This is a genomic window from Streptomyces sp. NBC_01669 (assembly GCF_026339735.1).
GTDB classification, from domain to species: Bacteria; Actinomycetota; Actinomycetes; order Streptomycetales; family Streptomycetaceae; genus Streptomyces; species Streptomyces yanii.
The window spans coordinates 7147387-7171419 of the sequence record NZ_JAPEQG010000001.1 but is presented as its reverse complement, the minus strand read 5'-3'; the positions used below and the strand labels follow the sequence as shown (position 1 = coordinate 7171419).

General features: G+C 71.0%; 20 protein-coding genes and 3 pseudogenes. 12 read left to right on the top strand and 11 right to left on the bottom strand.

Translation table 11 applies throughout. The annotated features are described in order from the left end of the window. Positions 1-8 precede the first annotated feature (8 nt). Positions 9-1226: a type ISP restriction/modification enzyme gene (locus OG972_RS32070; RefSeq protein ID WP_266987442.1), complete on the top strand. Its 1218-nt coding sequence runs from the start codon at positions 9-11 to the stop codon at positions 1224-1226. Positions 1227-1240: 14 nt separating this feature from the next. Here OG972_RS32070 and OG972_RS32065 read toward each other — a convergent pair whose 3' ends face one another. Beyond that, entirely contained in the window at positions 1241-1960 is a 720-nt protein-coding gene (locus OG972_RS32065; RefSeq protein ID WP_266987440.1) for a TetR/AcrR family transcriptional regulator, read from the bottom strand. A 64-nt stretch (positions 1961-2024) separates the two neighbouring features. On the opposite strand from OG972_RS32065, the gene OG972_RS32060 reads away from it, so the two are divergent. Then, positions 2025-3002, top strand: coding sequence for an ATP-binding cassette domain-containing protein (locus OG972_RS32060; protein ID WP_266987438.1), 978 nt, complete (start codon positions 2025-2027; stop codon positions 3000-3002). Then, positions 2999-3820, top strand: coding sequence for an ABC transporter permease (locus OG972_RS32055; RefSeq protein ID WP_266987436.1), 822 nt, complete (start codon positions 2999-3001; stop codon positions 3818-3820). Before OG972_RS32060 ends, OG972_RS32055 begins: the two co-directional genes overlap by 4 nt. Positions 3821-3921: 101 nt before the next feature. Here the strand turns inward: OG972_RS32055 and OG972_RS32050 are convergent, their stop codons facing one another. Next, positions 3922-4530: a TetR/AcrR family transcriptional regulator gene (locus OG972_RS32050; protein ID WP_266987434.1), complete on the bottom strand. Its 609-nt coding sequence runs from the start codon at positions 4528-4530 to the stop codon at positions 3922-3924. 203 nt (positions 4531-4733) lie between these two features. Further along, complete coding sequence (locus tag OG972_RS32045) at positions 4734-6479, bottom strand: amidohydrolase (RefSeq protein ID WP_266987432.1); 1746 nt, start codon at positions 6477-6479, stop codon at positions 4734-4736. A gap of 122 nt (positions 6480-6601) precedes the next feature. Between OG972_RS32045 and OG972_RS32040 the strand changes: the two genes are divergently transcribed. Next, entirely contained in the window at positions 6602-7798 is a 1197-nt protein-coding gene (locus OG972_RS32040; protein WP_266987430.1) for a CaiB/BaiF CoA-transferase family protein, read from the top strand. An 80-nt stretch (positions 7799-7878) separates the two neighbouring features. Here the strand turns inward: OG972_RS32040 and OG972_RS32035 are convergent, their stop codons facing one another. Further along, positions 7879-8142, bottom strand: coding sequence for a hypothetical protein (locus tag OG972_RS32035; RefSeq protein ID WP_266987428.1), 264 nt, complete (start codon positions 8140-8142; stop codon positions 7879-7881). 278 nt (positions 8143-8420) lie between these two features. Between OG972_RS32035 and OG972_RS32030 the strand changes: the two genes are divergently transcribed. Then, complete coding sequence (locus tag OG972_RS32030) at positions 8421-10049, top strand: serine/threonine-protein kinase (protein WP_266987426.1); 1629 nt, start codon at positions 8421-8423, stop codon at positions 10047-10049. A 32-nt stretch (positions 10050-10081) separates the two neighbouring features. On the opposite strand, the gene OG972_RS32025 is transcribed toward OG972_RS32030, so the two are convergent. Beyond that, entirely contained in the window at positions 10082-10882 is an 801-nt protein-coding gene (locus tag OG972_RS32025) for an SGNH/GDSL hydrolase family protein (RefSeq protein ID WP_266987424.1), read from the bottom strand. A gap of 252 nt (positions 10883-11134) precedes the next feature. Here OG972_RS32025 and OG972_RS32020 point away from each other — a divergent pair. Together OG972_RS32020 and OG972_RS32015 are read left to right on the top strand one after the other, a co-directional pair. Next, positions 11135-11353 (top strand): annotated as a pseudogene (locus OG972_RS32020) (polysaccharide deacetylase family protein); the annotation flags it as partial. A 73-nt stretch (positions 11354-11426) separates the two neighbouring features. Further along, positions 11427-12530 (top strand): DUF5925 domain-containing protein, encoded by a 1104-nt coding sequence (locus OG972_RS32015; protein ID WP_266990849.1) that lies wholly within the window; start codon positions 11427-11429, stop codon positions 12528-12530. A 258-nt stretch (positions 12531-12788) separates the two neighbouring features. Here the strand turns inward: OG972_RS32015 and OG972_RS32010 are convergent, their stop codons facing one another. Next, entirely contained in the window at positions 12789-13163 is a 375-nt protein-coding gene (locus OG972_RS32010; protein ID WP_266987422.1) for a GntR family transcriptional regulator, read from the bottom strand. Positions 13164-13232: 69 nt separating this feature from the next. Here OG972_RS32010 and OG972_RS32005 point away from each other — a divergent pair, with 69 nt between their 5' ends. Then, positions 13233-14153 (top strand): GNAT family N-acetyltransferase, encoded by a 921-nt coding sequence (locus OG972_RS32005; protein ID WP_266987419.1) that lies wholly within the window; start codon positions 13233-13235, stop codon positions 14151-14153. After that, positions 14134-14643 (top strand): DUF402 domain-containing protein, encoded by a 510-nt coding sequence (locus OG972_RS32000; RefSeq protein WP_266987417.1) that lies wholly within the window; start codon positions 14134-14136, stop codon positions 14641-14643. Before OG972_RS32005 ends, OG972_RS32000 begins: the two co-directional genes overlap by 20 nt. Here the strand turns inward: OG972_RS32000 and OG972_RS31995 are convergent. Both OG972_RS31995 and OG972_RS31990 read right to left on the bottom strand, forming a co-directional pair. Further along, positions 14640-16118: a trifunctional class I SAM-dependent methyltransferase/NUDIX hydrolase/VOC family protein gene (locus OG972_RS31995; protein ID WP_266987415.1), complete on the bottom strand. Its 1479-nt coding sequence runs from the start codon at positions 16116-16118 to the stop codon at positions 14640-14642. The genes OG972_RS32000 and OG972_RS31995 overlap by 4 nt on opposite strands. A gap of 51 nt (positions 16119-16169) precedes the next feature. Further along, positions 16170-16634 carry a GNAT family N-acetyltransferase gene (locus OG972_RS31990; RefSeq protein WP_266987413.1) on the bottom strand — a complete coding sequence of 155 codons (465 nt, stop codon included), beginning with the start codon at positions 16632-16634 and terminating at the stop codon, positions 16170-16172. Between the two features lie 286 nt (positions 16635-16920). On the opposite strand from OG972_RS31990, the pseudogene OG972_RS31985 reads away from it, so the two are divergent. Then, positions 16921-17421: pseudogene (locus tag OG972_RS31985) on the top strand (lytic polysaccharide monooxygenase); the annotation flags it as partial. A gap of 54 nt (positions 17422-17475) precedes the next feature. Here OG972_RS31985 and OG972_RS31980 read toward each other — a convergent pair. From OG972_RS31980 to OG972_RS31970, 3 genes are all read right to left on the bottom strand, one after another. Beyond that, positions 17476-18366, bottom strand: coding sequence for a triacylglycerol lipase (locus OG972_RS31980; protein WP_266987411.1), 891 nt, complete (start codon positions 18364-18366; stop codon positions 17476-17478). 383 nt (positions 18367-18749) lie between these two features. Beyond that, on the bottom strand, positions 18750-19751 hold the full coding sequence (locus tag OG972_RS31975) for an ImpB/MucB/SamB family protein (RefSeq protein WP_266987409.1): 1002 nt from the start codon (positions 19749-19751) through the stop codon (positions 18750-18752). Beyond that, complete coding sequence (locus tag OG972_RS31970; protein ID WP_266987407.1) at positions 19748-23203, bottom strand: DNA polymerase III subunit alpha; 3456 nt, start codon at positions 23201-23203, stop codon at positions 19748-19750. The genes OG972_RS31975 and OG972_RS31970 overlap by 4 nt, the downstream gene beginning before the upstream one ends. 332 nt (positions 23204-23535) lie before the next feature. Between OG972_RS31970 and OG972_RS31965 the strand changes: the two genes are divergently transcribed. Both OG972_RS31965 and OG972_RS31960 read left to right on the top strand, forming a co-directional pair. Continuing rightward, positions 23536-23670, top strand: a complete 135-nt coding sequence (locus tag OG972_RS31965; protein ID WP_266987405.1) for a hypothetical protein — start codon at positions 23536-23538, stop codon at positions 23668-23670. Further along, positions 23664-24011, top strand: a pseudogene (locus OG972_RS31960) (DUF3533 domain-containing protein); the annotation flags it as partial. The gene OG972_RS31965 and the pseudogene OG972_RS31960, both read left to right, overlap by 7 nt. Between the last annotated feature and the right edge of the window lie 22 nt (positions 24012-24033).

Below are 24033 nucleotides of genomic sequence, written 5' to 3'. Positions count from 1 at the left end.
ACGACACGGTGGCAGCACGGGCGGGCGCCGGAGCCGGCGGGGACGACGACATCCCGCTGCTCGATGACCTCATGCCATGGTCCGTACGGCCCCTGCGCACCGGGCGCCCCTGGGTGACGGCCCCGGACGCCGGTTCCCTCAAGGCCCGTTGGGGACGTCTGGTCAGCACCGAGGGAGCCGAGCGCGAACAGCTTTTCCGGCCCACCCGTTCCCGTAACCCGCAGACTCCGGTCACGGCGCTGCCCGGCCAGACCGCCTCCACCGCCCGGTTCGCACGGGAGTCCGGCCCGTGCCCCGAGCCGGTGCGGATCCTGCACGGACCGTTCGACGAGCAGTGGCTGATCCCCGACCACCGACTGATCGACGCCGCCCGCCCGGAGCTGTGGAGGGTCGCCGACGGGCACCAGCTCTTCGCCGTCGAGCACGGGTACGTACCGCAGGACACCGGTCCCGCCCTGTCCGTGACGGCGCTGCTGCCCGACGGCCACTGGCCGGCGGGCCGCCCCGGCCGGATCCGGCCGCTCTACCGAAGGCCCGGCGGACGGGAACCCAATCTGGCGCCCGGACTGCTCGGGCTGCTGCGCGCCCGGCACGGGGACACGGTCACCGCGGAGACCGTGCTGGCATGGATCGTCACGGCGGCCCGTCACTCCCCCGCCGGGACCGTCGTACCACTGCCCGCCGACACCGCACGTTGGTGGGCCGGGGTGGAGCTGGGCCAGGAACTGTTGCGGCTGCAGCTGCGCGGCGCGCGCGGCGGGGAGCGCCCGCGGCTGCCCGGCGGGCGGCGCCCCTACGTGCGGGCCGCGGTACCGGCCGCGCCCGGCACGCTGGAGTACGACCCCGGCGACGAGACGCTCCTGCTGGGTACGGGACGCATCTCGCCCGTGCCGGCGGGAGCCTGGGAGTTCCGGGTGGGCGGGGCCCGGATGCTGGAGCTGTGGTTCGAGCGACGGGCCGCGGCGGACGGGGCGGACGGTCTGGAGGCGATACGGCCCCGGGGCTGGCCCCAGGAGTGGACCTCGGAACTGCTGGAACTGATCACCGTGCTGGCGCTGCTCACCAAACTCCGGCCCCGGCAGGAGGAGCCGGCCGACGGCCCGCGGCTCACCGCCGGTGATCTGCGAGCGGCCGGTGTCCTGCCGGTCGCGGCGACGGCCAGGCGGCCGGCTTCCGTGCTCGACCACCACGAGGAGGGCCCGGAAGGGCAGTTCGCCCTGGTGTGACACGTATCGGGCAGTCAGGACGCGGACCGTTCGAACGAGTCCAGGACCCGGTCGAGCGCCCGGTCGAACACCCCGTCCAGATCGATCGGCCCGGAGTCCTCGGCGAACGCGGCCGCCATCCGCGGGTACTTCCCGGTCATGATCTGACTGATCAGATAGCCGGTGCGGGCGGCCTGCTCCTGTTCCTCGGACCAGGGCAGTGACCGGCTCCGCTCCGCCGTGGCGATCTCGTTGGACACATACGTGGTGACCATGCCGTTGACCATGGCGATGAGCTCCATCTTCTCGCCGAACCGCGCGTCCAGGCCATCCAGGCAGCTCAGCGCGTACTCCAGGAACCGCAGCGCGTTCGGCGAGAAGCCGTAGACGGGTGACATCAGCCGGGGCACCCACGTGTGGCGGTGCATCAGCGCACGGGTCTGGTGGGCGAGTGCGACGAGGTCGGCGCGCCAGTCCCCCGAAGGGTGCTCCGGCAGCTCGTAAGCGGCGCTGACCCGGTCGACCATGAGCTCGTACAGGTCCTCCTTGCGCGGCACGTAGTTGTACAGCGACATCGTGCCGCAGCCGAGCTCGGCCGCCACCTTGCGCATGGACACCGCGTCGATGCCCTCCGCATCGGCGATGCGGACGGCGGCGTCCGCGATGTCGGCGCGGCTGAATGCGGGCTTCGGGCCACGGCCCGCACGCTCGGGGCGTGCCCAGATCACTTCGGGTACAGCGGGTCGCCCCACCATCGATCATCACCTCGCTCACCATCCTAGTTACGTACACCGTACGTAGTGAGGTACGGTGGGCACCATGACAACTACGTACGCTGTACTTAGTGAAGGTCTGGAGAAACGCTACGGGGACGTCCATGCACTGCGCGGGCTCGATCTCGCCGTCGCCGAGGGCGCCGTCTGCGGAGTCCTGGGACCGAACGGCGCGGGCAAGACCACCGCCGTCCGGATCCTCACCACGCTGACCGCCCCGGACGGCGGCAGCGCCCGGGTCGCCGGGCACGACGTGGTGCGCGAGGCGGGCGCGGTGCGCGCGGCGATCGGGGTGACCGGGCAGAGCGCCTCGGTCGACGACGAGCTCTCCGGCCGCCAGAATCTGCGGCTCTTCGGCCGGCTGCTCGGCTTCCGTGGCGAGGCCGTGCGCCGCCACGCCGACGCACTCCTCGAACGCTTCGAGCTGACCGAGGCGGCCGACCGCCCGGCCCGCACCTACTCGGGCGGAATGCGGCGCCGTCTGGACCTGGCCGCCGGCCTGCTGACCCGTCCGCAGGTCCTCTTCCTCGACGAGCCGAGCACCGGACTCGACCCGCACAGCCGCAACCAGATCTGGGCGGCGGTACGCGAACTGGCGGGCCGGGGCACCACCGTCCTGCTCACCACGCAGTATCTGGAGGAGGCCGATCAGCTGGCCGACGACATCGTGCTGATCGACCGGGGCCGGGCCGCCCAGCGCGGCTCCCCCGCCGAGCTGAAGGCCCGCATCGGTTCGTACGCAGAGGTGGTCGTCGCCCACGCATCGGCGCTGGTTCCGGCAGCGGCCGTCCTCGACCGGCTCACCGGCGCCGAACCGGTGCTCGACCATGAGCGCCGCACCGTGGGCGCCGTCGCGACCGACACCACGCTCACCCTCCCCCGTATCGTCCGCGAACTCGACGCGGCCGGCGTACCGCTGATCGACGCGAGCCTGCGCCCGCCGACGCTCGACGAGGTCTTCCTCCGCCTGACCGACCGCGGCGACGGCCGCACCTCCCCGCCCCTGAAGGAGGCGACAGCATGACGCAGGCACGGGAAGCGACTGCGGCCCGCACGGTCACCAGCACACCGCTGGCCGACGGCTGCGCCGTGCTGGGCCGCCACCTGCAGCGGATCAAGGCCGCCCCCGGGGTGCTGATCCTGACCCAGACCATGCCGATCACGATGCTGCTGTTCTTCGGGTACGTGTTCGGCAGCGCACTCGCCATGCCCGGGCAGGAGTACCGCGCGTTCCTGGTGCCCGGGCTGCTCGCGGCGACGGCGGCGAACGGCATCATGACCGGCATGTTCCAGTCCGCACAGGACTGCCACCGGGGCGTGATGGACCGGTTCCGTACGCTGCCGATGAGCCGCACCGCCGTACCGCTCGGGCAGACCGCGGCCGATCTGCTGACCACGGCGATCGGCATGGTGCCGCTGATCCTGGTCGGGCTGGCGGTGGGCTGGCGCATCGAGGGCGGCCCGTCGGCGGCACTCGGCGGGTTCGGACTGCTGCTGCTCTTCCGGTTCGCCACGTCCTGGCTGGGCTGCTGGCTGGGGCTGCTCATCCGGAACGAGGAGGCGGCGGGCCAGCTGGGCAGCGCCACGTTCATCCTGCCGCTGCTGTCCAGCGCCTACATCCCGACCGACAATCTGCCCGGCCTGCTCCGGACGGTCGCGGAGTGGAACCCGATCAGCGCCATGGCCGCCGCCACCCGCGACCTGTTCGGCAATGCGGCGCCGTCCGCGGACGCCGCCTGGCCGGCAGCCCACCCGGTGGCGGGCACGCTCGCCTGGTCGGCGGCGCTCCTCGTGGTATTCGTACCGCTGGCCGTCCGGCGCCATGCGCGCGGCGGCGAGTGACACGGACTCACCGAGGGGCCACCGCACCGACGCGGCGGACGCCCCGGACACTCGACGGGTCATCGCGCCGGCGCGGCACGCCCACCGGGCTCACCGCGGAATCAATGCGTCAGCGCGGCAGGCCGGTCCAGCGTGCTGAGCAGGCTGATGAAGCTCGACTCCAGGAAGGCGGCGAGCTCCGCCAGCGCGTCCGGCTCGTCGAGCGGCCAGCTGGTGACGGCCTCCTCGGCGAACGCCATCCAGGCCCGGCTGGCGATGGAGAGCCACGGCGAGTCCGGCATCCCGAGCCGCCGCTGCCCCTCCTCCACCCGCCGGGCGAGCGTATCCCGGGTCCCCTCGACGATGTCCTCCACCGTGGGATGACTCCCCGCGGCGCCGCGGACCAGGGTCAGATAGACCTTGCGGTGCTCGAGTACGTACGCCACGAAGCCGATGATGAACGACCGCAGCCAGGGAACGGGCTCCAGCGAGGAGTCCGGTTCCGTGGCTGCGACGAAGCAGTCGCACTCCTGCTGCACCACGACACGGTAGAAGTCGCGCTTGGAGTCGAAGTAGTGGAACAGCAGCCCCCGGGAGATCCCGGCACGGCGCGCCACCTCGTCGGTGGAGAGCTCGTCCAGTGACCGGTCGGCCAGCATGTCCAGGCCGATGGCCACCAACTGAGCCCTTCGTTCGTCGGGACTGAGACGCGCTGCTCGCTTTTCGGACATGCGCACAGTCTAGAAGTACTTCGGTGCCGAATTATTTCGGTCCCGGTCGGACCGTCGTCCGCGGGCCGGGTCACCGTTGCGGGCGCCGGCTCCGGCGGGCATGAGCACGGTTCCCACCGCCAGGCAGGCGGCACTCGGTGCGGTGGTGCCGGGGCATGCCACGGCACCACGCCCTTTACTTCTGCCCCTTTAGTTCTGCCCCTTTACTTCTGCGGTGTCAGTTCCGGCCCCAGCGAGGAGAACTTCTCCTGCGACACGACCCGCTTCGGCGGCCAGGTGATGTTCTTCGGCGGCCACTTCTGCCCGGTCCTCTTCAGGAACCAGGCCGGCGGCTCGTACATCGGTGGCTCATAGCCGCCGGGCAGCGCCGTCTTCCACGCCAGTCCCTTGGTGCGTTCCGCGAACTCGGCCTTGATCGCCTTCAGCCGCTCCGGCTGGGTGAGCAGATCGACCGCGGTCGCGGCCAGATACTTCGCTGCGGCGATCACAGCCGCCTGGCCGGGCGCGGCGGCCGCACACGCGGCTGTGGACCAGGTGTGCATCTTGGTGCCGATCGGGGCGAGCGCCGCGCCCATCGACACGGTCGGCACATTCCAGCTGATGTCCGCAACATCGGTCGAACCGCCGCCCATGAAGACCGGGTTGGGCGGGGTGAGCGCGCCGACCTTGTCATGCATGCCGGTGGCCGGGAGTCCCAGTGACTCCTGGAGTTCCTTCGCCAGCCGGTGCGCCTCCTCGGTGAATGCGGGCGGACCGATCTGCGTCATGTTCTCGTGCAGCAGCTCGGCGAAGGACTTCGACGGCAGTTGGTTCCAGCAGGCCGAGGTGATCCGGTGTCCGACCGTGGTCTGGCTGGCCTTCGCCGCCGCCTCGGAGACCGCGATCACCTTGTCGAGCAGTACTTGCACCCGGGCCGGACTGCCTTCGCGGACGTAGTACGAGATCTCGGCGATCTCCGGGGTGACGTTCGGGATGTCACCGCCATTGTTGATCACCCAGTGGAGCCGCCCCGACGGGGCGAGGTTCTCCTCGCGCAGGAACTCCGACATCGTCGCCATCATCACGGCGGCGTCCAGCGCGCTCTTGTTGCCGAGCGGGGTTCCGCCGTGGCCGGCGACCCCGAGGAAGGTGAAGGTCACCGCGGTCATCGCGGTGGTGGTGCCCCAGCCGGTGGCGTTGGCGGTGGAGGGATGCCAGTCCAGGAAGGCGTCCAGACCGTCGTACACGCCCTTGCTGACGGCGTACGTCTTGCCGATCAGAGCCTCCTCGGCCGTCGAGCCGAAGAACTTCACGGTGACGGGCAGCCGGTGCTTCGCCGCGGCCTGGGCGACGGCTGCCGCGGCCGCAGCGGCGGCCGTTCCCAGCGCGCTGTGCCCGCAACCGTGTCCGGGGCCGTAACCGGGCGCGAACGGGTCGTGGATGTACTCGCGCGGATCATGGTGGCCGACGCCCTTGTTCTGCGAGAGGCCGGGCAGCGCGTCGTACTCCCCGCTGAAGCCGAGGACCGGGCCGCCGCTGCCGTAGCGGTACGTGGCGGTGAACGCGGTCGGGAAGCCCGCAGTGCCGAACTCGACGTCGAATCCCGCCTTCTCCAGGAACCCGGCCTCGGCGAGCGAGGAGTTCCACTCGCGCAGGCTGAGTTCGGCGTGGTCCCAGATCTCCGCGTTGAGCCCGGTGATCCGGCCGCTGTTGGTGTCGATCCAGCCGATGGCCGCCTGTTTGGCCGGGCTGTCCTGCGCCAGTCCCTTCGGGGCCTCGTAACCGTCGTCCGTCGCGGCTTCGGCCGCCTCGGAGGCCGCGGCCATCGCGGGATCGGCCTCGGCCGTCATCACGGCGGTGGTCACCCCTGCCGCGCCGAGCAACTGCATGATCCGTCTGCGGCTGAGGACCGGGCCGGCTGCCATGGCTGCTTCGTGCGCGTGCTCATGCTGGTCGTGCAGGTCACACATGTACGCCTCCGGGGGTGAGGTGCTGTGTACGTGCCAAACGATCAGCACCCTGGCCCCAGAAGTTTTCGACGTCAACATCTCGGGATGACAAAGTTGTTACGTACACGATAGGTACGGTTCTTATGAGCACTCACCCCCTCCCCCTGGACGGCATCACCGTCGTCGCCGTCGAACAGGCCGTCGCCGCCCCGTTCGCCACCAGGCAGCTCGCCGACCTCGGCGCCCGGGTCATCAAGATCGAGCGCCCGGACGGCGGCGACTTCGCACGCGGTTACGACACCGCTGCCCGCGGTCTGGCCTCGCATTTCGTCTGGTGCAACCGCGGCAAGGAGTCCCTCGCGATCGACCTCAAGGACCCGCGCGGCCTCGCCGTGGTGCACCGGCTGGTCGCCGACGCCGATGTGTTCGTACAGAACCTCGCCCAGGGCGCGGCCGCCCGGCTCGGTCTGGACGCCACGACGCTCTGCGCCGCGCACCCGCGGCTGGTCGCCGTCGACATCTCGGGGTACGGCGCCGACGGGCCGTATGCACACAAGCGGGCCTACGACATGCTCGTGCAGTGCGAGGCGGGACTGGTCTCCGTCACCGGCACGCCCGGGCAGCCGGTGAAGGCGGGTGTGCCCGCCGCCGACATCGCGGCGGCGATGTACGCCTTCTCGGGGGTGCTCGCGGCGCTGCTGCGGCGCGCGACCACCGGACTCGGCGGGCCGGTCGAGATCTCGATGCTGGAGGCGCTGACCGAGTGGATGGGGCATCCGCTGCACCATCGGATGCATGGAGGCGAAACCCCGGCGCGCACGGGGCTCGCGCATCCCGTCATCGCCCCCTACGACGCATTCGAGACGGCGGACGGGGAACACCTGCTGCTCTCCGTGCAGAACGACCGGGAGTGGCGCCGGCTCACGGAGCATGTTCTGGGACGGCCGGAGTTGGCGGACGATCCGGACTTCGCGACGAACACCGCACGGACCGCTCACCGGGAGCGGACCGATGCGGTGGTCGCCGAGGTGCTCGCCACGCTGACCACGCAGGAGGCGCTGGCCGGGCTGGACGCCGCGGGCATCGCCTGCGCCCGGCTGAACACCGTGGCGGATGTGGCGGCGCACCCGCAGCTGGCGGCGCGGGACCGGTGGCGGGAAGTGGAATCACCGGTCGGGGCGCTGCGGGCCATGCTGCCGCCGATCACGCTGCCGGGCGGGGCGGAGCCGCGGATGGGAGCCGTACCGGCGCTCGGTGAGCACACCGAAGCACTGCTGCGGGCCGCGGGGATGACGGACGAGCAGACAGCAGAGCTGCGCCGGGACGGTGTGATCGCCTGAGCGCGGCCCGAGCGGTGGGCCGGTTCAGTCAGGGACGGGCGATCGGTCGGGGGCCGGATCGATGGTGACAGGCCGTCGGGTCAGTGGCGGCTGCCGAAGAGCGAGCGCCGCAGACGCCGCAGCGGGGCGAAGAGCGAGACACGCGCGCTCCTGCTCCGGCGGCTGTGCGCGGCGTCGCGCGAGGTGAGCTCCAGCATCAGCGACGTCGCCTCCGCGGTCTCGCGCTGCGGGACGGCGGGGCCGCCGAGCACTGCGAGATGGCGGTCGAGGCGCGAACTGGTCGCACTGCTCCCACATGTGATGGCAGGCACACGCGGCCTGCTGCGCATCGCTATCTGTTCCATGTCACTCCCCACCCGTACGAGGGCACCCGGCCCGGGCAGGTTAACCCTATCCCCCCGCGATGACACGCGTGTATCCCGGGCGCCGGATTGAGTACACACATACGGAGGTTGACGACCGTACTCATAATTCGCTCGATTACAGGGCGAGTTGGACAGAACGGGAACGGTTCGCCCGCAGCGGCGGATTGGTGCGCAAGGGGGTCGGGAACGGTCCGGTCTGAGCTAGCGTGGAGAGGTTTCCGCCGTGCTGCCGCCACTCCTGCGGATGGGGGATCACCGTGAGCGAAGTGCCGGGCGAGGACCGACTGATCGCGGGCCGCTACCGCCTGCTGGGCCCCCTGGGCCAGGGCGGGATGGGGACCGTGTGGCGGGCGCGCGACGAGGTGCTGGGGCGCGAGGTCGCCGTGAAGGAGGTCCGCGCCCCGTCGGGGCTGCCCACCCCCGACGTACAGCGGCTTTACGCGCGCCTGGAGCGGGAGGCCTGGGCGGCGGCGAGGGTCTCCCACCGCAACGTGGTCACCGTCTACGACGTGGCGACCGAGGACTCCCGCCCGTGGATCGTGATGGAGCTGATCCGCGGGCTCGCGCTCTCCGACGTACTGGACGCCGAGGGCCCCATGTCCCCACAGCGGGCGGCGCACATCGGCGCGGAGGTGCTGGCCGCGCTGCGCAGCGCCCATGGGTCCGGGGTGCTGCACCGCGATGTGAAACCCGGCAACGTGCTGCTCGCCAACGACGGGCGGGTGGTGCTGACGGACTTCGGCATCGCCATGGTCGAGGGGACGTCCGCACTCACCATGACGGGTGAACTGATCGGCTCGCCGGAGTTCCTGGCACCGGAGCGCGCACTGGGACGCACGCCGGGGCCCGAATCGGATCTGTGGTCACTCGGTGTGCTTCTGTACGCCGCGACCGAGGGCAATTCGCCGTTCCGTCAGAACACCCCGCTGAACACGCTCCGGGCGGTGGTCGACGAGGAACTGCCGCCGCCCCGGCGAGCCGGCCCGCTCGCCCCGGTCGTCGAGGCGCTGCTGCGCAAGGACCCGGCCGAGCGGCTCTCGGCTGCGGAGGCCGAGCATCGGCTGCGGATCGTCGCCGCCGGGGGTACGCCGCGGGCCGCGGGGGCCGGCGCGGCGGATCCGCACGGCGCCACGATGACGGCCGGCACGACGGCGCCCGCGACGCCTTTTCCCCCGACCGCCTTCCCCTCCCCCGCTTCGTCTGCGACATCCGCGTACGCCCCCGAGGAGCGGTCGCGTCGGGCGGTCGCCGTTCTCGCCGTAGGGCTGGCGGTCCTGCTGCTGGCCGTCGGCGGGATCGTCTGGACACTGGCCCACAAGGGCGACGACAAGAACGCGGGAGGGTCCACCGGCGCCCCCGGCCCGGGCCCGACCAGCAGCGCCCCGCGCTCGGCGCCCGCCACCCGGGTAACGTCCGACGCCGACGGATCACCGGGCGCAGGCGGCGCCGGGAACACCGGCAACAGCAGTACGAGCAAGCCGCCGCCCCAGACCGTGACGGTGTATCTCACCCCCGTACGCGAGAGCTACGAGGGCACTTGCCCGCCGCCGCGCACCGAGGCACCGGCGGTCGAGGCGACGATCACCGTGGGTCGTACGCCGGCACAGGTCGAGTACCGGTGGGCGCTGAAGGACGGTACGAGCTCGGATCCCGGCTGGCAGTCGCTGTCCTTCGGCGCCGGCGACGGGCGGTCGAAGCAGGTGGCGCACTCGGAGCTGACGTACCGGCAGGACACCACGTACCACGGAACGATCACCCTGGAGGTGAGGAGTCCGGTCGCGGTCACCTCGAACGGAGTGGCGTTCTCGGTGACCTGCCGGACGGAGACCCCGACGGACGGGGCCTCCGCCACGGCGGAAGGGGCTTCCGCTCCGGCGGGCGACTGACCGGGGCGGCCCGTGGCCCTTCCGCCGCCCCGTCAGACCACCGAGTTGAGGGCGGGCAGATAGCCGCCCGACTGCCCGGCGGCGGTGGGGTGGTAGGACTCACCGATGTTGAGCCAGTTGACACTGTGCAGCCAGGCGCTGCCGGAGCAGATCTCGTGCCCGGTGAACCTGGATGCGACATCGCTGAAGGTGAAGCCGTGGTCGGCCGCACGCTTGGCGGTTGCCGCGTTGAGGTAGTCGGAGGCGCTGTTGATGGCGGAGCGCTCGGTCTCGCTCAGGCCGGCGAGGCAACTGCCGCCGATCTTGTAGAAGCGGGGGTAACCGAGGACGACGACGTGGGCGGACGGCGCCTTGGACCTGATCGCCGTGTACACCGAGTCGAGCTTGCCGGGCAGGGTGGAGTCGACATAGCTGCGGGCGGTGGCGATCCGGCTGAGGCAGGTGGATTCCGACTGGAGGACACAGGTGGTCATGACATCGGCGAAGCCCGCGTCATTGCCGCCGATGGAGATCGAGACGAGGTCGGTCGAGGCGGAGAGCGGGCCGAGCTGTCCGGCCGTCACATCGCCGGTACGGGCGCCCGAGCAGGCCGTGAAGGCGAACGACGCGGGCGAGTTGGCGGCGGCCCAGAGCGCGGGATAGGCCTTGGTGCTGCGCTTGCAGTCGCCGCTGGCGCTGTCGTAGCTGCCGGAGCCGACCCCCGAGGAGTACGAGTCGCCGAGTGCGACGTAATCGACGGACGTTGCGGCGTTCGCGGTGGCCGCCCCGGTCAGGGCGAGTACGGCACCGAGCAGAAGCGAGGACGATAACGCCACAAGTCTGGATATCTTCATGGATTCTCCCTTGAACCGACCGGCAGGATCTCTGCCCTACTCCGTGGTAGCAGCACGGGCGCCGCGCCGGAAGTGTTCATGCCAAGTCCGTCCGATGGGGTCCCCTTGACGGCCCGCTGAGCGTGCGTCATCCGGAATTCGGGCATCCGACGCACCGGGCGGCAAAGTCGCGCATGCAGAACATCGACATCGAGACACGCACGGCGTCGCCGCCACCGTCTTCGTCTCCACCGGGTGGCCGCGCGGGACGTACTCGGCAATGCACCGGCGCGGCGGCGCCAGGAACCGTACGCCCCGGAGCGGGTGACGGTCCGGTGGTCCACCGGCATCGCGGAGTTCGAAAGGCTGGTCCCCGCCGGGCCGTCGTCGATCGCCCGGAACTTCGCCGCCGACCGGATCCTCACCGAGGGGTACGCGGTCGTGCGGCGGACCCGCCAGGTCCGACGCGGATTCGCCGGCTCAAGGAGGTGAGCGATGCGGGCCGGTCGGACGGGCGGCAGAAGGTGGCGAAACCTGGGTGCGCCGGGTGCCCCTGTGCCGGATCATGGGCGCCATGTCTGCCAACCCTGAGTCCGCTCTTCCGATCCGGCTCACCGTCGACGACAGCGATTCCCCGGCCGATGTCGTCGACGCGCTGTTCCTCGGCCGCTTCGCGACGGGCGAGCAGCCGTACTCCCACAGTTCCTCCCTCGACCGGGTGAAGTCCGGGGCGACGCTGCTGCCGCCTGCCGCCAAGGTGCTGCGCGCCGCCCGCGACGAAGACCGCAGCGCGACCCTCGCCGAGGGGGAGGGCTGGACGCTCCTCATCTCGCGGTGGAACCGCGGCGCCGACGTCACCGTCACCGCGACCACCGCCGAGCTGGCGCAGAAGATTCTCGGCCAGGCGACGGACGGTGCCCAGGACGAACCGGAACCACAGCCCGAGAACGTGACGATGGGCTTCTGGTACGTCTCGCCGCGCCGCGGCCCGCACCGCACCACCCGGCAGATCGCGGCCGGTACATGGGACGAGGTGCGCAGCAACTACACGGCGCCGGTGGCCGAGGCCATGGACCGGCTGATGAAGGTGACACCGGACGACATCGCGGGCCGGCTGCTCCTGCTTCACGGCCCGCCCGGCACCGGCAAGACGTCCGCGCTGCGCACGCTGGCCCGGTCCTGGCGGGATTGGTGCCAGGTCGACTGCGTACTCGACCCGGAGCGGCTCTTCAACGATGTCGGCTATCTGATGGACATCGCGATCGGCGAGGACGACGGCACGGCGAAGAGCAGGTGGCGGCTGCTGCTCCTGGAGGACTGCGACGAACTGATCCGCGGCGAGGCCAAGCACACCGCGGGCCAGGCGCTGTCCCGCCTGCTGAACCTCACCGACGGGCTGCTGGGCCAGGGCCGCAATGTGCTGGTGGGCGTGACGACCAATGAGGACCTGGAGCGGCTCCACCCGGCGGTCGTCAGGCCCGGCCGCTGCCTGGCCCGCATCGAGGTGGGCTCACTGACGCACCAGGAGGCGGTGGCCTGGCTGGGCTCGGAGGAGGGACTCCGCCGGGAGGGCGCGACGCTGGCCGAGCTGTACGCGCTGCGCCGTGGCACCGGTCCTGCCTCGGTGCCGAAGCAGGACGCGGGGGCGGACGCGGGCCTGTATCTCTGAGGGTTCCGCCCGTAAGACCGACCGGCAAATGGAGGGTGGGAGAAGGAGCGGGGTCTGGTGCGTGCAGCTGCAAGGCGGAGGAGGGAGGCAACGCGGAGCGTTGTTGACTGACGACAACGCCGCAGATGTGCGTGCCAGACCCCGCGACGCCGCCCTCCATTTGCCGGTCGGTCTAAGCCCGTCTGTCCTCGATCGCCGGACGGGCTTGGTTCTCGCGCCCTTGAGGACACGAAAGGCCACCGGACCGGACGGCCGCGGTCACTCCTCGTACGCCGCCCGCACCGCATCCTGCGCCAGCGACGCCGCCGTCGTACGCGACAACCCGAGCCGCCTCACCTGGTCCGCGTACTCCCGCGCCGCCTCCGCGGCCTTCCGCTCCGCCGCATCCCCCGCGGCAGCGACGAACGTACCGTTCCGTCCGCGGGTCTCGATCACCCCGTCCGCCTCCAGGGTCCGGTACGCCTTGGCCACCGTGTTCGCGGCGAGGCCGAGCTCCTCGGCGAAGCCGCGTACGGTCGGGAGTCTGTAGCCGACGGGCAGCGCGCCGGACCGCGCCAGTTCGGAGATCTGCGTGCGCAGTTGCTCGTAGGGGGCGGTGCCGGAGTCGGGATCGAGAGCGATCTTCAAAGTCACGGCCCGATTCTCCCCCACCGCCGGAAATTCGGAGGCGACCGGGCCGGTTCTCCCCGTAACGTCCGCCGCATGACTGTGATCGTTCGCGACTTCGTGCCCACCGACGCCGAGGCGTGGGTACGGGTGCGGCGCGCCGCACTTCCGTACATGGTGACGACTCCTGAGCAGGTTGCCTTCGAACAGGTCAACGCCCATCCCGACAGGCGGTACAGGCTGCTGGTCGCCGAGGAGGACGGGGAGATCATCGGCACCGCTCAGGTCGGCATCGTCCATGACAGCCCGGAGCCCGGCCAGGGTTTCTGCAATCCGTACACGCACCCCCACCGGGTGGGCCGCGGCGCAGGCTCGCTGCTGGTGCGCACCGCTGAGGAGTATCTGGCCGGGGAGGGGGCTGTCGCCATCTACACCTGGGTGCTCGACGAGCCGGCGAACCGGGTCTTCGCCGAGAAGCGCGGGTATACGCCGAGCCGTCCGGCGCACTTCCTCCATCTCGACCTCGCACACGGCACGCTGCCGCCCCGTCAGGACCCTCCGTCCGGTGTGGAGCTGCGGACCGCCGCGGACTTCGCGGACGACCCGCGGCCCCTGTTCGAGGCGGACGCGGAGACCACGGCGGACGAGCCGAGCGACACCCCGGCCGAACTCTCGGACTACGAGGACTGGCTGCGGAACACCTGGAACAACCCCGGTCTGGACCGGGAGCTCACCTCGGTCGCTGTGGTGGACGGCGAGGTGGCGGCCTTCAGCGCGGCGAACACCGACGGCCTGACCCGCTACTGGTCGGGGATGACCGGCACCCGCAGGGCGTACCGCAACCGGGGTCTGGCGAAGCTCGCCAAGACCGACTCGCTGCACCGCGCACGCGCGGCCGGCTACACGGACGCGTACACCGGCAATGACGCGGACAACGGCCCGATGCTGGCCATCAACACATGGTTCGGCTACCGGATCTGCGCCACGGAGGTGCGCCATGTCCACAACATCGGTTGAGGTCGTCCTGGTCAAGGCGGGGCGGACGAAGATCCGTTACCCGGCGGAGCTCGTGGGCGACGACGGCACCCGGGTGACGGTGACCGCACCGTGGGCCGCACCGGGTGTGCGCGACTTCGGCTTCGTACGGTTCGAGCCGGGCGATGTCTTCACCGAACACTACTGGCGCGACCGATGGTTCGCGGTGAAGGAGGTCCGCACCGGCGAGGGGACACTGAAGGGCTGGTACTGCGACATCACCCGGCCCGCAGTGCTGGGCGACGGGGAGCTGCTGGTCGAGGACCTGGATCTCGATCTGTGGGTGTCCGCGGACGGCTGCTCCGTACTGCGGCTGGACGAGGACGAGTTCGAGGAGAGCGGACTGGCCGCACACGATCCCGACGCGGCGGATGCCGCCCGCCGGGCGCTGGACGAGCTGGAACGCCTCGCCCTCGCGGGCGGGCTCGCGGGGCTGCTGGCACCGTCGCGCCCGTCCGGCGACGGACGCTAACGCACCACGAGCTCCACCTCGTACCCCGCCGTGTCCTCCAGATAGGCGGCGCAGTGCCCGTCGCCGCCCGCGTACGGATGGCGGTCCGCGAACAGCAGCCGCCAGCCGTGCTCCGGGGCCCGCGCCACCAGCGCGTCCAGCGTGGCCCGGTCCCGGAGGTGGAACGCCAGGTGGTTGAGGCCGGGGCGGAGCCGGTCGTGCGGTTCCGGGGCCAGGGCCGGTGACTGCTCGATCACCAGATAGGTGTCACCGCGCCGCCAACTGCGGCCGTGCTCCCACCTCTGGTACGGGACATGGCCCAGCTCACCGAGGAGCCAGCCCCACCCCGCCTCGGCCACCGCCAGATCGGGCACCCACAGCTCGATGTGGTGCACCCCGCCCGTACCGGACCCGCCGGACCGCAGCGGGACCGCGCGGCGGATGCCGTGCGGCTGGTACGCCACGGTGTCGCCGTCCTCGTGCCAGTGGATCAGGAAGTGCTCCCCCGCCCGGTAACCGTCCAGCCCCGCACGGCAGTACGCGACCATGTCGTCGGGCAGGGCGTCCAGCGGGAACCAGGCGAGCTCCGAGCACTTCTCCGGTTCGCGGTTGTACGGCGGGCGGGCCGGGTCGTACTCCGCCTCGAAGAACCAGCCGGTCCGGGGACTGCCGCCGGGACCCCGGTGCTGCATGACCAGGGCGACCCGCAGCTCGTCCGGGTCCAGCGCGAGACCGATCTCCTCGGCGGCCTCGCGGATCATCGCCTCGCGGACGTCCTCGCCGTCCTCCACATGTCCGGACGGACCGTTGAACAGCCCGTCCGCGTATCCCGTGCCGGCGCGGCGGGCGAGCAGGACGTCGGGGCCGCGGCGCAGGATCAGATGCACATCGACGATCTCGGCGTGCCGGTGCGGCGGCTCGGCGCGCGCCACCAGCGCGTACCGGTCGTCGTCGACCTGCTTGCCCCACAGGTTCGGGTCGCCGGAGAGCCGCTCGTGGTGGATGCGCTCGGTGAACGGGGTGAGCAGTGCCGTCAGTCGCGCGGCGGAGAGGCCCACCCCGCCCCACACCCCCTCGATCAGCAGCAGCCGCCCGCCGGGCCGCAGCAGACCGAACCAGTGGCGCAGGGCGGCCTCGGGATCGGGCAGCAGCCACACCACATGGCGGGCCATGATCACGTCGAACTGCTGCTTCCCGACCGGTGGTCGGGCCGCGTCCCCGACGAGCACCTCGGTGCCCGTCCCGGCAAGCTTGGCCCGCGCCTGCTCGACCATGCGCGGCGACCGGTCGACCGCGGTGACCCGGTGGCCCTGCCCGGCGACGACCAGCGCCAGACTTCCGGTGCCGCACCCCAGGTCGAGCACCTCGGAACGGCCCCCGGGCAGCCAGTTCTCCAGGCGCTGCGCCCATGCGTGCCGGACCACCGGATCGAGCAGCCCGTGGTCGGGCTCCTCGTCGAAGGAGTCGGCGGCGGAGTCCCAGTCGATCGTCGTCATGCGTCGATCGTCTCAGCCACCACTGACACAGTCGATCAGTCGATCGGCCGGTCAGCGCGTCAGCCGCTTGCGGTAGTGGAACCTGTCGTAGACGCCGTCCACGCGCCGCTCCACCAGTTCGTACCCGTAGCGCGGGTAGATCTTCTGGTTCTCCCACATCAGCGCGTTGGTGTAGAGGCGGATCTCGGGAAGGCCGAGGCTGCGGGCGTGCGCGTCCACGAAGGCGAGCAGCCGTCGGCCGACTCCCCGGCCGGCCGCGTCCGGGTGGACGGCGACGGACTCCAGGAAGAGGTGGTCCTCGTGCGGGACGAGGACCAGGACGCCGATGACGTCCGGGTCCCCCGTCACGTACACCCGGCCCGCCGCCACATCCGCCGCGTGGTCCGCACGCATGGGTGCGGGGACGACGCCGATGCGCGCGATGTAGTGCCGGTAGGCGGCATCGGTGACGTCCCGTACGTCGGGGACGTCGGCCGGGGCGGCGAGGCGGATCTCGTCGGACGTGTCGGCGGTCATGGAAGCACCGTACGAGGACCCCGGCCATGACCTACGGGTGGGTCCCTCGTGCACGTACGGAGAGGGCCGCATCGCCGCCCCGGACCGTGGCGCGAGCGCCGCGGCGGGACGCGGCGGTGTCCCCCTCGGCCGTACCCCCTGACCCGCGTGTTCTTAATCGCTGCTGAGCGGCCCCATAAGCCGGCCATAACGATCGCCAAGTTCCCTTTTCCACGCCCTGTTTCGGGCAGCCGAACGGCTAGCTTCTCCCTGCCCCCACGTGGACCGCCGAAGGAGAGACGCCACCATGGCCGTGATCAGGACCGCCCGCCGCAAGGCCGCCGCAATCGTCGCGCTCGGCGCGGCGCCGCTCGCGCTGACGGGTCTCGCCGCGGCGCCGTCCGCCGCCCATGGTTCGCTGACGGATCCGGTCAGCCGGGTCTCCGCCTGCTTCGCCGAGGGGCCCGAGCACCCGAAGTGGGCTGCGTGCGTGGCCGCGGTCGCGGCGGGCGGGACGCAGGCGCTGTACGACTGGAACGGAGTCAACATCGCCAACGCGGCAGGACAGCACCGGCAGTTGATCCCGGACGGCAAACTGTGCAGTGCGGGCAACGACAAGTTCAAGGGGCTCGATCTGCCGCGCGCCGACTGGCCGGCGACGAAGATGAAGGCGGGCACCCACACCTTCCGCTTCCGGGCCACGGCACCGCACAGGGGCACCTTCGAGCTGTATCTCACCAGGGCCGGCTACGACCCGGCGAAACCCCTGAAATGGTCGGACCTGGAGGCGAAGCCCTTTGCCACGGCCCCTCGTTCGGATCATGACGGGCTCGCGGGTCCGGCATGATCCGAACGAAAGACCTCAGCCGATGGCCGAGGCGCAGGTGGTCGGGGTGGCGTGCGCCGGGTCCAGGGCGTTCGCCACCTCGTGGTACGCGATCCGGTCCACGGTCCCGATCGCCACATGCTCGGACAGGTCGACCGGGCACAGGTCCTGGAGCAGGACATTGCGTACGTTCGGCCCGTCCAGGAACTGCGTGCGGTACGGGGTCACGACCTCGTCGTACTTGGTCGCGACGACCGTGTAGCGCACGCCGGGCACGGTGTCGCCGCCCGCGTTGAGCTTGGTGATGAACGGGGATCCGGCGACCTGGTCCGCGAGACCGGGCGTGCCGGCGTTCAGCAGGTCCTCGGCGCCGGGGAAGTACGGCAGCAGTTTCGTCAGCCCGAGGAGGGTGGTGCCGTGGTTGTCGGGGGCGAGCCCGATCATGGCATTCACCTTCGCGGCGCCGCCGAGGAACTTCAGGTAGTAGTTGGGCATCATGCCGCCCTGGGAGTGACCGACGATGTCGGCCTTGGGCGCTCCGGTGGCGGCGAGCACCTGGTCGACGAAGGTGGCGAGCTGCCCGGCCGATTTGTCGATCGGACCGAGGCCGTTGAAGAACGGGACGCCGGGCAGTTGGCCGTAGTCGAGCGAGTAGACGCAGTAGCCCCGGTTGACCAGGTACGGAGCGAGGACGAGCCAGTTGTCGATCGAGTTCCCGAAGGTTCCGTGGACCAGGACGACGGGGCGGGGGTGGGCTACGGAGGGTTTGCAGGAGTAGTCGTTCCAGCCCCGGGAGGGGGCCGTGGCGGCGGGGGTGGCTGCGGTGGCGGTCGCCGTGGGGGCGGCGAACGCTGCGACGGCGAGGAGCAGTGCGGCGAGGGTCCTCCGCGCACGTGGGGTGCGCGGCGCACGTGTCCAGGGCAGCATCGTGTGGTCTCCTTGCGGCTCAAGGGAGTTGCGATGTCAATGCGCCCTGCGGCCCGGACCACAAGTTCTGTACCGACGTTCCGTACCGATGTTCGGTACCACGCTCTATGCGCTCATGCCAAATTACGCGCGAGTAAGGTAGCGAGGGAAGTTACGCGTCAGTAAAAACTGACGCAGCATCATCCCAGGTTCACGCGAACCCGATATGACGACACGTCAGGCAACGGGTCGATCATCCACGACGACCGCGTACAGCTGTGCACGCCTCGCCCGGGGACGTATCACGTCGTCGAAAACGTGCGCTGCAGGGCGGAGACGGCATCGGTGCGCTCCGGCGGGGCGATCGTGACCACAGGTCGGTCGCGTCCGGCCCCCGAGGATCCTCATCGCCGAGGTCCGAGTCGCTCGCCGGCCAGAGCGGCGGGATGTACGGCCTCGGGTCCGAAGCGCCGCCTGGCCCGGTCCGCGGCGGCTTCGGCGGCACGGGCACGGTAATCGCCCGGGTCCAGGGAGAGTTGGCGGTGAGCCCTGTCGGCCGGCAGCAGGTCGTCGGCGCGGATCACGAAGGCACGGACTCGTGCTCGCTGCAGCCCGAGAGCGGTCAGCAGACCCAGAGCAGCCGTGACGAGGGCGGGCGAGTGGTCGGTGGGTTCCGCCAGCGTGCACGTACGCGTGGTGGAGCTGCGGTCGGCGTACCGCACCGTGAGCGTGAGGCGGCCGGTGACCTGGCTTTCACCACGCAGGCGTTGGCCGATCCGGTCGGCGAGTCCCAGGACCGCGCGGTGATGCCGCACCGGGTCGAGACAGTCCTGGTCGAGCACGAGATCGGCCATCAGATGTGCCGCCGGTTCCAGCGGGACGACCGGGCGGGGATCATGACCGCGGGCCCGCTCGGTCAGCAGTCGGGCCTGGCCGACGCCGAGAATGCGTTGCAGGGTCGCCGGGGGTACGTCGGCAACCTGACCGATGGTGTGCAGGCCGTACCGGCCGAGCGTGGCCGCGGTGGCGCGGCCGATTCCGGGCAGCGCGGTGACCGGGCGGGGGCGCAGCCAGGCGGCGGCCTGTTCGACGGGAACCCAGGTGGTGTGTCCCGACGCGGACGAGTCGGCCGCCATGGTGGCCAGCATGCGGTTGCCGGCGAGCCCTGCACTGCTCTCGATGCCGTACAAGGCCAACAGTCTGAGTTTCGCAAGCTGAACCACGTCGTACGGGGTGAGGTCGAAGTACCTGAGCGCGGACGTCAGGTCGAGCTGGACAGCATCGGGCGACACCGCCTGCACATGGGGGGTGATGCCGGTCAGCAGGTCGATCGCGTCCACGTACCGTCCTTCGTACGGCAGGGCGTGCAGGTGCAGGTGGGCGATGTGCCGTCGGCGCGTGGTCATCCTGCGCTCCCTGGGCTGGTGTAGCCGAGCTTTCTCAGATCGGCTGAACCGCTGCCGGCAGGCTGCAGGTCGGCATAGGGATGCAGCCGGGCGCCTGTCGTGCCGTTGATCAGGGTGCGCCGCGGCTGCGCGGGGGTCGGTTGCGGATGGCTGACTCCGAGCAGGGAGAGAGCGGCTTCGGGGCCGTGATCGCGACGGGCGACGGCGATCCGGTCCAGGTCCCAGGCCATGGTGCCGACGACGGTGCGGCGGGTGCCGCGCACCTGGACCGTGCCGCGGACCAGCAACAGCCCGCTGTGGAAGACGGTGTACGCGCAGGCGGGGTGGGAGTCCTCGAAGAAGGCCAGGTCGACCAGGCCGGAGCCGTCCTCCAGGGTGACGAAGATGATGCGCTTGCCGCTGGCGATCGGCGGGGTCTGCGTCGAGGCCCGTACCCCGGCGACGAGAACCTGCCCGCCCGGACGGGCTCCGGCCAGATGCGCCGCGTCGGTGGCACCGATCTCCCGCAGCAGCCGGTGATGGTGCTCCATCAGATGCCTGGACACGTCGATGCCGAGCGTGTTCAGCTCCGCGCTGAGGGCTTCGCGTCCGGTCATCTCCGGCAGGCCGCTCGGCTCCGCTCCGCCGACCGCCTCCACGTCGATGGGCAACTGGCCCTTGCTCGCGGACCGGGCGCGGGACTGCCGGTGGAGTTCGACGATCTGCAGCAGCAGATCCCGCCGCGTGAGGCGCCCGTCGTGCAGGGAGTTCAGCGCGCCGATCTCCGCGAGGCGTTCGGCGACCGGTCGGCTGGGCCGGGCCCGCTGCCAGAAGTCCGACAGCGATCCGTACGGCTGGGCCTCCTCGATCCGCGCGCATTCCTCCTCGCTGATACCGCGCACCGCGGACAGCGCGAGCCGCACGCCCCACTGCTCCCCGTCGGCCCGCTCCACGGTGTGCTTCGTCCTGGAGTGGTTGACGTCGACGGGCAGGACCGGGACGCCGCGTCGGCGGGCGTCGGCGACAATGACGCGCTTGGGCCACATACCGGGGTCGTGTTCGAGGAGGCCGGCCAGCAGGAAGGCCGGATAGTGCGCCTTGAGCCAGGCGCTCTGCAGAGCCGGTACGGCGAAGGCGACCGCGTGCGCCCGGCAGAAGCCGTAGGCACCGAAGGCCTCGATGGTCTTCCACACCTGGTCCCGGACCGCAGGGCTGTAACCGCGGGCGGCCGCCCGGCGGTGGAACCAGTCCTTGATCTTGGGCAGTCGGTGCTTGTCGCCGAGTGCCCGCCGGGCGACCTCGGCCAGAGCGCGATCGCAGCCGGTCAGCACCGACAGCGTCTCAATGACCTGCTCGTGCCAGATGGTCACGCCGTAGGTGTCGGCGAGCACGGGTTCGAGGTCCGGGTGGGCGTAGGCCGGTGTACCGCCATGACGTGCGGCGATGTACCGCTCGGGCATTCCCCCGGCAACCGGTCCGGGGCGGAAGAGACTGATGTCGGCGATGACGTCCTGCGGGTCGCGGGGTTGCAGGCGCGAGAGAAGATCCTGCTGGCCGGGCGATTCGAGCTGGAACAGTCCTATGGTCTGGCTCTCCTGAATGAGTTTGAACGCGAAGACGTCGTCGAGCGGCACCTGCCGTGGATCGTCCAGATCGATACGGTCGCCGGTCGCCCGTTCGATATCGGCGACGGCGTGGGCCATCGCGGACTGCATCCGCACCCCCAGAACGTCCAGTTTGATGTTGCCCAGCGCCTCGATCTCCTCCTTGGCCGCCATCGCCATCGGATAGTTGCCCTGGGGGGTGGGCTGCACGGGCAGCCGGTCCAGGAGCGTCGCGTCGCTGATAATCACTCCGCAGGGGTGCATGGCCATGCCGTGAACCAGGGAGTCGAGGCCTTCGGCGAGCTCCCACAACGGCCCGTACCGCTTCGCTTCGGCCGCCAGTTGACGCATTTCGGGCAGTTCGGCGAGTGCGCTGGTGATGTCCGATGCCCGCAGGTGCGGGAAGCTCTTGGCGATTCGGTCGACGTCCGCCGGTGCGATCCCCAGTGCGAGGCCGGTGTCCCTCAGCGCCCGGCGGGCCCGATAGGTCTCGGGCATCGCGGTGACCGCCACGCGCTCGGTGCCGAACCGGGCGAAGATCGCGTCGTAGCACTCCAGCCTTCTGGCGGACTCCACGTCGATGTCGATGTCGGGCAGGGACGCCCGTCGCACGCTCAGGAAGCGTTCGAACAGCAGGCGGTGATCGAGCGGGTTGGCCGTGGCGATGCCCAGCGCGTGGCAGACCATCGAACCGGCGCCCGAGCCGCGGGCCGCGACCCGAATGCCCAGCTCCCGGATATCGGCCACGACCTGGCCGACGGCGAGGAAGTACGAGTCGTAGTTCAGCTCGGAGATCACGCCGAGCTCTTCGTCCAGCCGGTCGAGCGCCGCCCGGTCACGGTCCAGGCCGCGCCGGACCATGCCGGCCTCGCACTGGCGACGCAGAAACTGTGCCGCGCCGCCCGTTCCCGGCTCGACTCCGAGCACTTCCGGTTCCGGAAAGTGGGGTGTGCCCAGCCCCAGGTCCGCCCTGGGATCGACGGAGCACTCGGCCGCCGTGGCGGCGGTGTCCGCCAGCAAACGGCCTGCCCGCCGGGTGTCCGCTCCGGCACACTCGGCGATCAACTGCGCGATGCGCGCCATCGCTCCTTCACCCTTGAGCCAGCGCTGCCCGCTGTCCAGGCGGCGCCGGTCGATGGGGCGCAGCAGCCGCGCGGCATCAAGGATGTCGGCGAGCCGGTGCTGGTCCGGGTCGGCATAGCGGACGGCATTGGAGAGCACGACGGTGGTGCCGGTACGGTCGGCCAGCGCCAGGGTGCGGGCGGCCAGCCGCAGTGATCCCGGGCCCGTACCGGACCGCCTGTGCACGACAGCCTCCAGCCGTACACCTCTGCCGAAGATCTCCCGCCACGGCGCCAGCAGCTTCGCCGCGACGTCCTCCCGGCCTGCCGCCAGGGCCCGTACCGGCTCCGAGAGCGGTCCGAGCAGCACGATCAGACCGGGACCGCCGTACTCGCGCAGCGCTTCCCACGGCACCACCACCGGGGCCGCGCCGCCTGCCGTGCCCGTGTGCGCGGCCGACGTGATGCGGCACAGCCGCGCCCATCCCGTCCGGTTCCGCGCGAGCAACACCACCCGCAGGGGCGGCTCGACGACGTGCGCGCCACCGCGCGCCGGGGTGCGGCGGCGCTGCACCGGAGGAGGGGGTGCGATGGCCTCCACGGCCAGATCGATGCCGAAGACCGGCTTGATCCCGGCTTCGGCGCAGGCTTTCGCGAACCGTACGGCACCGGTGACCGTGTCCCGGTCGGTGAGCGCGAGCGCCGTCGTGCCGCGCTCAGCCGCTCGCCGGACAAGCTGTTCGGGATGGGCGGCACCGTAGCGGGCGGAGTATCCGGACGCGACGTGCAGATGGGCGTAACCCGCCATGCCGCACCTCCATCACTCACCCCATTTGAGTCCTTTGCCCGATACATTCATCGTACGCGCGTTCGATTACTCTAACCCCCATCCACCTCGATCGATGGTGCGATTCGAGCGCGTGATCTATTTCGTGGCATTCCACACAGCGGCTCACCGCGACTCCATCGGGACTCACCGTCACCGCGAGGGAACTCTCCTCACGCAAGGCGTCGGCAGGAAAACCACAGCATGCTGCGCAGCGATGCGCGCCAGGCACGGGTCATCCGGCGGGTGAGCCGGGCAGCCATTCGGCCCGGCCCCACCTGCGCCGACAGGGGACACCCGGGACCGTGGGGGGCATGACTTTCGCTGACGAGGCGAAGAAGGCCGTCACTCCACGGGCCGCACTGCCCGTCATCGGCGTGCTCGCGCTGCAACTGCTGTTCATCGCGTCCTACATCGGGGTGCTGCACGCCCCGAAGGCGACGGCGTGATCACACTCGCCCTGCAGGCGCTCACCAGCACGTCGGCATCGGCCTGGCCGTCCTGATCATCGTGATCGCGGGCAACCCGAGCGCGGGCGGCGCCTTCCCGCTGCCGATGCTGCCGGACTTCTGGCGGGCGATCGGCCCCGCGCTGCCACCGGGTGCGGGGACCTGGGTGGCGCGCTCGATCGCGTACTTCAACGGAAACGCGGTGACGACCGCTGCTGGTGCTGTCCGCGTGGGCGGTCGTCGGCACGGCGCTCACCCTGCTGCTCGCCATGCGCCGCAGGCAGGACGATACGGACGCGACGCGCACGCAGACCATCCCCGGGGGCCCGGCGCTCACCTGAGGCATGTCCCGGTAACCGCGCC